The sequence below is a fragment of the Oscillibacter sp. genome, from assembly GCF_031978065.1.
Lineage (GTDB): Bacteria > Bacillota > Clostridia > Oscillospirales > Oscillospiraceae > Oscillibacter.
This window is the reverse complement of sequence record NZ_DALZCH010000102.1, coordinates 1-11,525: the sequence shown is the minus strand read 5'-3', so window position 1 is coordinate 11,525 and position 11,525 is coordinate 1. Positions and strand designations below refer to the sequence as shown.

The following is an 11,525-nucleotide window of genomic DNA, read 5'->3' as shown; positions in this document are numbered from 1 at the left end:
CCATCTTGGAACAGGCGATTCTCCGTGGGCAGGCGACGGGAGAGCTGGTGGAGGATATGGACGTGAGCATTGCCGCGACAATTTTGCTGGGGCTTCCCAACCCGCATCTGGTTCTTCGCCTGCGGCAGTTGGGCAAGGAGGCGCCGATAAAGGAGTTGGTGAAGCTGGCGCTTCGGGGTATCCGAACGGCCGATGCGCAAAAGGAGGCCTGACGCACAGAAAAAGCGAAGTGTATCTACACGCAAGAAATAATTCGCGTTGTCTCTTTATTTGGCAAGTGCGCCTATTTTTCCATATTTAAATAGCCGAGCGCCCGCCCGAACGGTTTTGCCGTTCGGGCGGGCGCTTTTTCGATTTCAAAGATAGGGGAAATTTCAATCATGGGGGGAGTTCAATTGCGCCGGATCTGCGGTGCGAAAGCCTGTGTCACTCCAAAGAGATGACGGAGACGGGACAGCCGTCCCGGGCCTCCTCGGCCGCGCTCTCCGCATCGGTGGGCACGGGGTCAGCGTAGACCTCCGCCGGGCCATCGTCGCCCATACGGAAGACCTCGGGACAGGTGGACTCGCACAGTCCACAGGAAATGCAGCCGTTTCTGTCAATTTGTGCGTTCATAATGCCAAATCTCCTTCCTTTCAGTTCCCTCAATCAGATACGTTTGCAATCAGGCGTTCAAAAACAGATCAATGTCGTCCTCAACCGTTCCGATGCCTGCAATGCCGAATTTTTCCACCAGTACCTTTGCCACGTTGGGAGACAAAAAGCCTGGCAGGGTGGGCCCCAGATGGATATTCTTCACGCCCAGATACAAAAGTGCCAGCAGCACAATCACGGCCTTTTGCTCATACCAGGCGATATTGAACGCGATGGGCAGCTTGTTGATGTCGTCCAGCCCAAAGACCTCCTGAAGCTTCATGGCGATGACCGCCAGAGAGTAGGAGTCGTTGCACTGGCCTGCGTCCAGCACTCTGGGGATGCCGTCGATATCGCCAAGGCCCAGCTTGTTGTAGCGGTATTTGGCGCAGCCTGCCGTGAGAATCACGGTGTCCGCCGGGAGCTTTTTGGCGAACTCGGTGTAATACTCCCGGGATTTCATGCGCCCGTCGCACCCGGCCATGACGAAGAATTTCCGGATCGCGCCGGATTTCACGGCCTCCACCACCTTGTCCGCAAGGGCTAATACCTGATTGTGGGCAAAGCCGCCCACGATGCTGCCGGACTCGATCTCCTCGGGAGCGGGCAGGGCTTTTGCCAGAGCAATGACTTCGGAGAAGTCCTTTTTGCCGTTTTCGTCGGGGTCAATGTGCCGGCAACCGGGATAGCCGGAGGAGCCGGTGGTGAAAATTCTGGCGCGAATTTCCTCGCTTCTGGGGGGCACAATGCAGTTGGTGGTGAAGAGAATGGGGCCGTGGAACGGACCGAACTCATCCACCTGCCGCCACCAAGAGCCGCCGTAGTTGCCCACGAAGTTATCATACTTCTTGAAGAAGGGATAGTAGTGGGCGGGCAGCATCTCGCCGTGGGTGTAAACGTCCACGCCGGTGCCCTTTGTCTGCTCCATAAGCTGCTCCAGATCGGCCAGATCGTGACCGGAGATTAGAATGGAGGGGTTTTGCCGAACGCCGATATTCACCTCGGTGATTTCGGGGCTGCCGTATTTGGAGGTGTTGGCCTCGTCCAGCAGCGCCATGGTCTTCACGCCATACTCGCCGGTTTTCAGGGTCAGAGCCACCAGGTCGTCTGCGGTGAGGGAATCATCCAGCGTTGCCGCCAGAGCTTCATAGATAAACGCGCTGATGCTGTCGTCTTTTTTTCCAAGGTTTGCCGCGTGCTCGGCATAGGCGGCCATGCCCTTCAGGCCGTAGATAATCATTTCCCGCAAGGAGCGCACGTCCTCGTTCTCCGTGGACAGCACGCCAACGTCTGCCGCCTTTTCCAGCATGGAGGCCCGGTCGCCCACCGTAAAGGTGGCCGCGTCGTGCAGGCTTGCCACAGAGGGCTTCAGGCTATCCCGGATGGACAGCATCCGCTTGATCTGCGTCTCGATAGAGCCGTCGTCAAAGTTGGCGTTGGTGATGGTCATGAACAGGCTGTTGATCACTTCGCGGTTCGTCCCGGGCATGGCACCGACATCCAGCTTTCCCAAAATGACGCGTTCCGATACGCCCTTGAGGGTGTAAATCAGCAAATCCTGAAGCTTGGCCACCTCCTCGGTTTTGCCGCATACGCCGCGCATGGTGCAGCCCTTTCCTCCGGCGGTTTCCTGACACTGATAGCAGAACATACTCATTTCCTTTTTTCCTCCTTTAGTATTTATGGAACCTGTTGATGGGGATAATCGGGGAATGGGATGATGCGCTTTTATTTCCGTCGGCTGATACCTAACATCTATCATCCCAAAGGTCGTTTGTCAATCCAAACCCGCTTATCCTGAATTTCAGCAGTCTGCCCGGAATGGGCCGCTGATTTGGAGTGGGGGACACTTCTTCATGAGAGTGTGAGACGTTTGAATTGACTTTATGCTTTGAGTGTACTATGATTCAGACAGCAAGTCGGTTGGAATTCCAACAAAAGAGGATTTTATGAAAAAATATTTTAATGTGTTAAAGGCGACGGAGCTGTTTCGGGGAATTGAGGAGGCGGATTTTGAGCCGCTGTTGCGCTGCCTGCAAGTCAGAATGGTTCGCTATGAAAAAGGGCAGGCTGTTTTTTCTGGTGGAGAGCAAATTCGGGAATTTGGCGTGGTGCTGACGGGGCAGGTGCAGGTGATTCAGGACGACTATTACGGAAACCGCAGCATCCTCGCAAATATCGGGCCGGGCAATCTGTTTGGTGAGTCTTTTGCCTGTGCGGGGGCGAAGGCGCTGCCCGTGGGCGTGATGGCGCTGGACGCGTGCGAGCTGCTGTTTATCGACTGCGGCAGGCTGACCGCGCCCTGCACCCGGGCCTGCGATTTTCACAACCGGCTGATTCAAAACATGCTGCGTATCGTCTCCATGAAGAACATTGCGCTGACTCAGAAAATTGAGTTTACCTCCCGACGGACCACGCGGGAAAAGCTGCTGGCCTATCTCTCGGCAGAGGCCCGGCGGGCGGGGGGGAGCCGGTTTGCGATTCCCTTCAACCGTCAGGAGCTGGCGGATTATCTATGTGTAGAGCGCAGCGCCATGTCGGCGGAGCTCGGAAGGCTGCGGGACAGCGGCGTTTTGAACTTCCATAAAAATGAATTCGAACTGCTATAATATAAGGCTGCTTTTTTGGTCCTGTGTCCATGGGGAAAACTTTTTTGATAAAAGGAGACGCCAAACGAGGTTTGGCGTCTCCTTTGCGCGAGTTGCCGTCGGTTGCGGCGGAGGCGGGAGATTAGTACTCCTTATGCTCTCCAGAGCTTTGGTCGGTGTGCTTCATCTCGTCCGGAGAGGACGAATCGGATGCGGGATTGATGGCGCCCGTAAAGCGGGAGGAACCCGTGGCACCAAGAGAACCGTAGGCCCCGATGGAGCCGACGGAGCCCATGAAATTTCTACTCTCCCGGCGAAGCTGGCGGGACACGTTTTCATCCTGCCCATAGCCGCTTCCGGAAGAATTTGTGCCGTGCTGCCAGTCCTGCTGAGAGGTGGGATTGGTCTGAGTTGCGTCATCGGCGTAGGGGATTCCGGGCTCTCGCTGCTTTTTTTGGCGGTTTTTCTCGTCGGGGAATTCCAAATCGTCTTTATACTGATCCGTGTGTTTATCCATATAAATACCCCTTTCTGAGTCGAGGACTCGAATTTAGTTTGTGCGAAAGACTGCGTTTTATCAGTAAAAAGGAAAAATTCGGCGGAGAAGCCCCCGCCGAAAAAAGTCATTTTCTGTTTGCCGAATCGTTATCCAAGAGCCACGTCCAGCATCATCATCACGCTGAAGCCCACCGCAAAAAACACGGTGCCGATGTTGGAATGGCCGCCCTCCGACATTTCGGGGATTAGCTCCTCCACCACCACGTAGAGCATGGCTCCGGCGGCGAAGCTCAGAAGATAGGGCAGAGCGGGAACCACCAGTGTGGCGGCCAGAATGGTCGCCACCGCGCCCAGCGGCTCCACAAGGCCGGAAAGCACGCCGCCCGCAAAGGCTTTCCCTTTGCCCATTCCCTCAGAGCGCAGAGGCATGGAAATAATGGCCCCCTCGGGAAAATTCTGAATGGCGATTCCGATGGACAAAGACAGGGCTGCGGCGGCGGTGATGGAGGTTTCGCCAGAGAGAAAGCCCGCGTATACCACGCCCACGGCCATCCCCTCCGGGATGTTGTGCAGCGCCACCGCCAGCACCAGCATGGTGGTTTTTTCAAGATGGCTCTGGGGGCCCTCGGCCTGCTCGCTGCCACGGTGAAGGTGAGGAATGATGTGATCCAGCAGAAGGAGGAACAGCACGCCGATCCAAAAGCCCACAACCGCCGGGATAAAGGACCATTTTCCCATGTGCGCCGACTGATCGATGGCAGGAATCAGAAGACTCCAGACGGAGGCCGCCACCATCACGCCGGCGGCAAAACCGGTAAGGGCGCGCTGTACCCGGTCGCCCAGAGAATCCTTCATAAAAAAGACACAGGCCGAGCCTGCCGTCGTGCCGATAAACGGGATTAGAATGCCCTGCAATACATCCATGTTCATAAAACGCATCTCTTCTTTCTAAGTGCCGAATGATATTATTTTTTAAAACAGCATACTGTATCCGTTTGGCCTTGTCAACACGGACAGGCGGATTTCGTTTGTTCCGGCCCGTGAAACGGCACAGCAGGGGGCCGATTTCTGCCCCCTGCTGTGTTCTCCCCCGTCGGGACGGTTTAATACGGATAGACGTAGTCCGTGATTTCCTCCGCCGGTTCGATGGAGGAGACGTGAAGCTGTGGTTCGGGTGCGCCCTCAAAAGAGCCCACCTCCAAAGTGCCGGTGACGGTGACCCAGGAATCCGCCGCCAGCCCTGCCACGTCGTCGTATTTGCATACGATACCGCAGGGGGACAAATCCGCCGCGCAGCAGGACATCATCAGCCGGGCAGGAACAAACTCGTCCGCGTTCAAAGACGGAATGTCCTTTAGGACAAAGCCCGTCATGGTAATTTCAAAGCCTTCAAAGCGGTCGGGATACACGAAAAGCTCACTGCACCAGTTGTAGAACTCGCTGTCCGGAATCGTGACGGTCTTGGCCTCTGCATTGTACCCGTGGAGATAGCCGATCACCTGCCCGCTGGCTCCCTCCATGGTATATACGCCGTCCTCCGCCGATGGCTCCGGGCTTTCCGAAGAGGAAGAGGGCGCGGTGGACGAAATGGCAGGCGGCTGACTGTCCGCCCCGCCAAAGGCGCTGCCGCCCGTCAGCAGGCCACCGGAGCTGACGGTGCTGATCTGCTCATGGGGCAGCAGCACCAGCAGCACGGGAATGGCCAGCAAAAAGCAGTGGGCGGACCGCCTGCGGTACTGTGGGCGGAACAGGCGCGTGGCGGAAAACACGGCGCAGACCAGAAGCGCCCCGGCGGAAAAGAAAAGATACGGCTTTACCCGCGGAGCAACATAAGAGAGGTACGCGCCCGAGAGCGCCAGATAGATAAGGACCCCGGAAAAGGCCAGCAGGCAAATCAGCTCCAAAGCGGCCTGAGGGTTTAAAGCACCGCGCTTCATACCAACACCTCCCCAAGTCCCAGAGAAAAGGCGGCAAAAACGACCGCGCCGCATACGGCAAACATCGTGAAAGCCAGACGAAGCACAAACTTTTTAGAAAAGCTCCCCGAGAGCATCAGCACATTTTTCACGTCCATCATAGGGCCGAACACCAGAAAACCCATCAAAGCCCCCATGGAAAACTGGGCCGCAAAGCTTCTGGCCACCACCGCGTCGGACGAGGAACACAGGGAAAACAAAAATGCCATCGCCATCATCAGCAGAAGAGGAAGCAACAGGCCCTCTCCCGCGCCGGTCCGGGACAGGCCCGCGCCCATGGTCTGAAACAGGGCCGAGACAAACGCACCCAGCAGCAGGTACTTTCCAACGCTGAAAAATTCAGACTGAGCGTGAAGCATAAAGCTTTCCGGCTTTCCAGCTCCCGGGTCCGCCGCGCAGCCGCAGCCGCACAGCGCGCCAAGCCCGCCGCCGGTGAGAACGTCGGATTTAAACTTGGCTCTTGAGAAGGTCAGCCCGATCAGCACCGCGCAAAAAAGCCCCAGACCCACGCGGCAGGCCACAATTTTCCAGTTTCCGCCGAAGGCGTACCAGGTGCTGAGCATTACCACCGGATTGATGACCGGCGCGGCGGAGAGAAACGTGACCGCCGCGGACAGGGGAACCCCCTTGCGCACAATGCTGCGAAACACCGGAATAGAGGTGCAGTCGCATACCGGCAGGCAAAAGCCCGCCAGTAAGGCAAACAAAAAGCCGCCCGCCGGGTGCTTCGGGAATTTTTCTGCGATCAGCTTATCGGAAATAAACACCTGAATTGCGGAGGAGAGCAGCACGCCGATCAGCAAAAAGGGCACCGCCTGCAAGAGAATGCCCAGAAATACGTTCACCACGCCGTCCACACGGGTTCCGCCCAATACCAGCCGTAGAAGGAGGTAGGCGACGCAGAAGTAAACAAGGCTCAGAAGGAAAAAGGTGTTGGGTGCAGGCCGGGGCTTTTGCAGGGCCTTTTCAATGTCCTTTAGCCAATCAGACCTCAACACGGGAACGCCGGGATTCAGTCCCCGCAAAAGCTGGCGCAGACGGCAAAACTCCTTGTCCCGGGCGTTTCGCAGCACGATGAAGTCGCAGCCCGAAATTTGATCGGTCAAGGCGGCCCCTGCGCCGCCCAGCAGACGCTCCAGCGATTCTCCGTCCCCCACATGCAGAATTTTCTGAAGACGGCAGAAGTCTCCCGTCGTCATGGTGACCTGACGGGTGGGGGCGGGAAACAACGCCTGCAAATCCCGGATGGGCAGCATCCCGTTCCACTCGACCCAGATTTCGTCGATTTGCTCCGGGTCCTGCTCCAGCAGGTATTGATAGATTTTTTTGGATACCGCCTCCGGGTTTCGCTGCACCTCACGGATGGAAAGGCGGAGGGGCTTCAACTCCTCCACATAAGGGGCGGGGTCCTCCTCACCCTCCTCAAAAAGGATGCAGCGCGGGTTGATTCCCTCCCGCAGGCGGGATTGGATCAGGCTGTTTAAAAGCGTCGTCTTTCCGGCGTCCAGAAAGCCGGTGATGGCGAAAACAGGGATATAGTCCCCTTGCGGGGAGACCGCCTCCCGCCGTCGTATAAACGGCGGAGAAAATGGCTGTTTCACAGTAAAATTGCCTCCTGTTTTTTGTTTCAGATACAAAAAGGCAGGAAAAGAGCACCCTTGGCTGCGAAGACATGTATATCTCCCAAAGCCGGGGCGAATTCTTCTCCTGTGGGGCAATCAATTGTTCATCCGGATTTTAAGCCTTAGCAGCGACAAAGGACACAGAAGGGCGGCGCAGCACAAAAGAAGCGCCGCCGCCGGATAAAAAAGCACATTCCCGAAAAAAGTGCCGGAGCCGATGGCCGCGTCTCCCGTTTTTTCCACCGCTTGCAGGCAGACCGTAATCCGCGCGCAGACGGTGCAGTCTTCCCCCGTGCAGGGGTGGCGAAGATGAGTCGCCGAGTACCACTCCGCAAACCACGCTGTCGCCAAAAGCGTGGTCAGCAGTGCGATTGCCAGTATTCTGATTCGGACTGCTTCGCGGCGCATGGCGGCCTCCTTTCCAAAACCGTCCTCCCTTGCTGGGACGGCTCTCCCAATGGATTTCCCTCATTTTAAAGGAGACGGTCGGCCTTGTCAAGCGAAGCCAGGCGGACCCATCTGCCTTTAAAGATGCGCAGATGCGGGAGATTTCCGGTAAAATATGCGCTGAGCGCTGTCTCGGATGGTTTGTGGCTTTCGTTGTAAAAGCGCGTTTTCCGGTCATACTAAACGGAGGAAGCCGCCGTCGTCGGCCTGTGTTTCGAGAGAACCGGGTATGGCTGCGTTTACCGATTTTACGGCAATTGCGTGGCGCGTATGCGTGACGAAGCTTGATCCGGCGGCTTTATAACAAAGACGTTTTAAGTCCGTCAAAGGTTTCGGACCAGACACGGTTCAAAAGACCGGGGACGGCCTGTTTTACAGGCCGTCCCCGAATGTGTTCGCCTCAGTGCTGCTCTTTGTTGCGATGATGTTCTCCGTGGGAATGCTCACCGCCTTGGCGGTGTTCTCCGTGATGTTGCTCTCCGCAGCCGTGCTCACCGCAGGTGTGGGCGTGTTCTTCGTCGCGGTGATGGCTGCACGACGCGTTGGGATTATAGGTGAGGCTTCCCGCAAGCAGAGCCGCTGCGGCTTCGTCCGCGCTGCCCGATACGCCGCCGTAAATCTGAATGCCCGCCTCGGACAGGGCCGCTCGCGCACCGCCGCCGATGCCGCCGCAGATCAGGGCGTCCACGCCCAGTCTACCCAGAAAGGCCGCCAGCGCCCCGTGTCCGCTGCCGTTGGTATCCGCCACGGAGGAGCCGGTAATTTTCCCGTCCTCCACGTCGTAGACTTTGAATTGCTCCGTGTGGCCGAAGTGCTGAAAGACACTGCCATTTTCATAGGCGATTGCAATTTTTTTCATCATAACTCCTCCTGTTTCCTGTTTGTCGCGCTGCCCGCAGCAGCGGCGATGCCAGCCACAGCCGCCAAAGCCGCAGAAATCTTCCGTGCCATTGCACAGGCGATAGTCGCCTCCCTCAATTTTCAGGGGAAGGCCGTCCACCAGCGCGGACGCAATTTTTTTTCGGGCAGACGCGTAAATAAGCTGGGCCGAAGCGCGGGCAATCTCCATGTATGCGCCGCACTCTTCCTGAGAAAGCCCCTCTCTGTCAATGAGACGGATGGTTTCGTATTCGTCCACCGTCAGGATGACAGGCTGCTTTTGTGCCCCGCCGTCCACCGGAAGGAAGGCGGAGCTGGGCGGAAGGGAGCAGACTCTTCTGCATTTTTTGGGTCGTGGCAAAGTAAGTTCCTCCAAGTATGTTTTTGGTATATACCAATTAACTGCATTATACTGCGCTCTTTAAAAATGTCAAGCTTTATTTGGCATATGCCATTAATTGCTTTTAATTGATCTGTTTCTTTACAAAAAATATAATATCAGGACACAAACGGCGTTACTTTTTGGGTGCCGCCACCGTCTTATTAACGTGAGAATAACAATCAGCATACCGCTGTGATATGAAAAGGAGTTGACAGGTGTGAAGCGGCATACGCGTCCGGCAAAAAATCATGCTTGGGGTAAGTGGGGAATTTCCGTCCTTGTGGCGGCAGTTTTGGTCTGCGCACTGGGTGTGTGGAGGGTATCTGCCCACGGGAGAACGCCTCTTCCGGTTTTGATGTATCACCATGTGGTGGCGGACGGGACGGAGTGCAACGACATGACCGTCACCGAGAGCCGTTTGGAAAAGGATTTGTGCTGGCTGCGAGACCGTGGATATCAAACGGTTTTGCCCCGGGAGCTGGCGGAAGGAGACCCTCTGCCGGAAAAGCCCGTGATGATCACCTTTGACGACGGATACCGCAGCAACTATGATCTTTTGTACCCTCTTTTGCAGAAGTATCAGATGAAGGCGGCTATCTCCATCATTGTAGAGATGCCGGAGCTTCCGACCGATAACTTCGTCACATGGGACATGTGCAGGGAGATGGTCGGGTCGGGGCTGGTAGAGATCGGCTCCCACAGCTATGAACTTCACAATCTGGGGGACTTGGGAGGAAGCTTTGATCCCGGCAGCGTCAACGGCATCCAGCGCAGGCACGGTGAGAGTGACGAAGGGTTTCAAACCCGCGTACTGGATGATATCCAAAAAAGTTATGATCTGATTGAGCAGAAGGTGGGGCAGGCTCCCGTCTTTTTTGCGTACCCCTTCGGCGTGAAAGAGCCGGATGCGGAGGAGCTTGTAAACCGGTTGTTCCCCGTCACGGCGGTGACAAGGCCCAAAATTGCCGATTTGAAATCCGGGCTTCACGATCTGCCCCGTATCACCGTGACCATGAACCGGGAACTGTCCGGAGTTTTAAAATAGTATGGGGCTCCACCTCCCATAGACAACACCCCTCCGGCGTTTTTGCGTCGGAGGGGTGTTTTTCGTATCTTCAGAGTGGGCCGCCGCCTGTGCGGAAAGTGCAGCCATTGGAAAAATTTACTCCGGGACGGAGCGTCATCGCCCCAGCTCCACAAATTTGCGCAGCGGCGCTTCGCCCCGCAGGGCTTCCTCGCACTCGGCGATGAGCCGGTCCCGGTCCTGATTCAGGTTTCCTGCCAGCACCAGATAGTTGCTGGCGTGGTTGGAGCGAAACACCGCGCCGGGGCAGTCGATATGCTCCAGAAGAAGCTTTGTCTCCCGGATCAGCTCCGTGGGCGTGGGGGTTACCAATTCACCGCTTGCTACCCAATCGGCCATAGGCGTGCCGGTATAGATGCGCAGGGTCAGCAGGGCAATAAAGTCTGGCCCGATGGCGTTCAGGGCCTTAGCGGTGTCGATGGCATGGGCCTGCCAGTCCCCGTTGGAGCCGGCAAGGCCGCTGATGGCGGTGACGGAGAGGGTCAGCCCGGCGGCCTTCAGTTTCCGCCCCGCCTCCACCTGCTGGGCAACCGTCACGCCCTTGTTGATTTTTTGAAGCAGCGCCTCGTTCCCCGTCTCAAGGCCAAGGTAAGCAAAGTCCAGTCCCCCATCGCGAAGAGCGGACAAATCCTCGGGAGTTTTCCCCAGAATGCTCTTGGGGCTTGCGTAGGTGGAAATGCGGGTGCACTCGGGAAACAGCGTCCGGATATCCCTCAGAATCTCCAGCAGACGGTCTGTCGGGAGAATCAGCGCGTCTCCGTCGGCTAAGAAAAAGCGCTCCACCCGAGGATATTGAGCCCGGGCCCAGCGCAGGTCTTCCAGCACCTGCTCTCTTGGAGTAACGGAGAATTTCTTGTCCTTGTACATGTTGCAAAAGGCGCATTTGTTGTGGCTGCAACCCACAGTTACCTGAATGATCAGGCTGTGTGCCTCACTGGGGGGACGGTAGACGGTTCCGGAATAGTGCAGCATAGGACCCTCCTTTTTAGCGTTGCTTAAAAAATTCCCGTGATCGAATTTTTTGAAAGGGATTGCGGTCTGACTGCGCGCACGGAGGAACCGCCAAAGGCGGCTCCTCCGTACACTTGCAGACCGAGTGGAGTTTTCCCCGACGTACATGCCGTCGGAGAGAACGGATTCCAATTTATTTTTCCGCTCCGTCGGCAAAACTCTGCGAGGCTTGTTAAGCAGTGTCTGTACGGCAGAAGGGACAAATCACGCCTTGGGAACCTTGATGAACGCTTGACCCGGGTCAATCTCCTCCCGGATAATGCGGATGATTTCAGGATCGGGACCCTCCATCAACTGGGCGCGGCTCACGTCGATTTCAAATCCCGTGTTTTCCTGCACCATCTCGGGCGTGGAGAAGGGGTAGTAGTAAGCGAGGTACATCCGCTTGGTTTCCTCGTCAAACTT

12 protein-coding genes and 1 pseudogene are annotated in these 11,525 nt (G+C 56.5%); 3 read left to right on the top strand and 10 right to left on the bottom strand.

Translation table 11 applies throughout. The annotated features are described in order from the left end of the window. Positions 1-212 (top strand): hypothetical protein (locus RTK01_RS13310; RefSeq protein WP_312281445.1); only part of this gene is annotated, 212 nt, incomplete at its 5' end. 214 nt (positions 213-426) lie between these two features. On the opposite strand, the gene RTK01_RS13305 is transcribed toward RTK01_RS13310, so the two are convergent. Together RTK01_RS13305 and hcp are read right to left on the bottom strand one after the other, a co-directional pair. Next, the gene (locus RTK01_RS13305) at positions 427-615 is read right to left on the bottom strand and encodes a ferredoxin (RefSeq protein ID WP_312281444.1); all 189 of its coding nucleotides are present in this window, start codon (positions 613-615) and stop codon (positions 427-429) included. Between the two features lie 49 nt (positions 616-664). Further along, entirely contained in the window at positions 665-2,290 is a 1,626-nt protein-coding gene (gene hcp / locus RTK01_RS13300; RefSeq protein WP_312281443.1) for a hydroxylamine reductase, read from the bottom strand. A 292-nt stretch (positions 2,291-2,582) separates the two neighbouring features. On the opposite strand from hcp, the gene RTK01_RS13295 reads away from it, so the two are divergent. Next, positions 2,583-3,242: a Crp/Fnr family transcriptional regulator gene (locus tag RTK01_RS13295; protein WP_312281442.1), complete on the top strand. Its 660-nt coding sequence runs from the start codon at positions 2,583-2,585 to the stop codon at positions 3,240-3,242. 121 nt (positions 3,243-3,363) lie between these two features. Here the strand turns inward: RTK01_RS13295 and RTK01_RS13290 are convergent, their stop codons facing one another. The 6 genes from RTK01_RS13290 to RTK01_RS13265 form a co-directional block, all read right to left on the bottom strand. Beyond that, positions 3,364-3,738, bottom strand: a complete 375-nt coding sequence (locus tag RTK01_RS13290) for a hypothetical protein (RefSeq protein ID WP_312281441.1) — start codon at positions 3,736-3,738, stop codon at positions 3,364-3,366. A 128-nt stretch (positions 3,739-3,866) separates the two neighbouring features. Then, positions 3,867-4,649: a ZIP family metal transporter gene (locus RTK01_RS13285; protein WP_312281440.1), complete on the bottom strand. Its 783-nt coding sequence runs from the start codon at positions 4,647-4,649 to the stop codon at positions 3,867-3,869. A 173-nt stretch (positions 4,650-4,822) separates the two neighbouring features. Further along, positions 4,823-5,656 (bottom strand): TIGR03943 family putative permease subunit, encoded by an 834-nt coding sequence (locus RTK01_RS13280; protein ID WP_312281439.1) that lies wholly within the window; start codon positions 5,654-5,656, stop codon positions 4,823-4,825. After that, positions 5,653-7,296 carry a permease gene (locus RTK01_RS13275; RefSeq protein ID WP_312281438.1) on the bottom strand — a complete coding sequence of 548 codons (1,644 nt, stop codon included), beginning with the start codon at positions 7,294-7,296 and terminating at the stop codon, positions 5,653-5,655. The genes RTK01_RS13280 and RTK01_RS13275 overlap by 4 nt, the downstream gene beginning before the upstream one ends. A gap of 117 nt (positions 7,297-7,413) precedes the next feature. Next, positions 7,414-7,725 (bottom strand): hypothetical protein, encoded by a 312-nt coding sequence (locus RTK01_RS13270; protein ID WP_312281437.1) that lies wholly within the window; start codon positions 7,723-7,725, stop codon positions 7,414-7,416. Between the two features lie 439 nt (positions 7,726-8,164). Beyond that, a complete protein-coding gene (locus tag RTK01_RS13265) occupies positions 8,165-9,004 on the bottom strand; it encodes a NifB/NifX family molybdenum-iron cluster-binding protein (protein ID WP_312281436.1) in 840 nt (279 codons plus the stop codon). A gap of 238 nt (positions 9,005-9,242) precedes the next feature. Between RTK01_RS13265 and RTK01_RS13260 the strand changes: the two genes are divergently transcribed. Further along, on the top strand, positions 9,243-10,070 hold the full coding sequence (locus tag RTK01_RS13260) for a polysaccharide deacetylase family protein (protein WP_312281435.1): 828 nt from the start codon (positions 9,243-9,245) through the stop codon (positions 10,068-10,070). Between the two features lie 135 nt (positions 10,071-10,205). Here the strand turns inward: RTK01_RS13260 and RTK01_RS13255 are convergent, their stop codons facing one another. Continuing rightward, a complete protein-coding gene (locus RTK01_RS13255; RefSeq protein ID WP_312281434.1) occupies positions 10,206-11,081 on the bottom strand; it encodes a radical SAM protein in 876 nt (291 codons plus the stop codon). Between the two features lie 243 nt (positions 11,082-11,324). Beyond that, positions 11,325-11,525, bottom strand: a pseudogene (locus tag RTK01_RS13250) (CoA-transferase subunit beta); the annotation flags it as partial.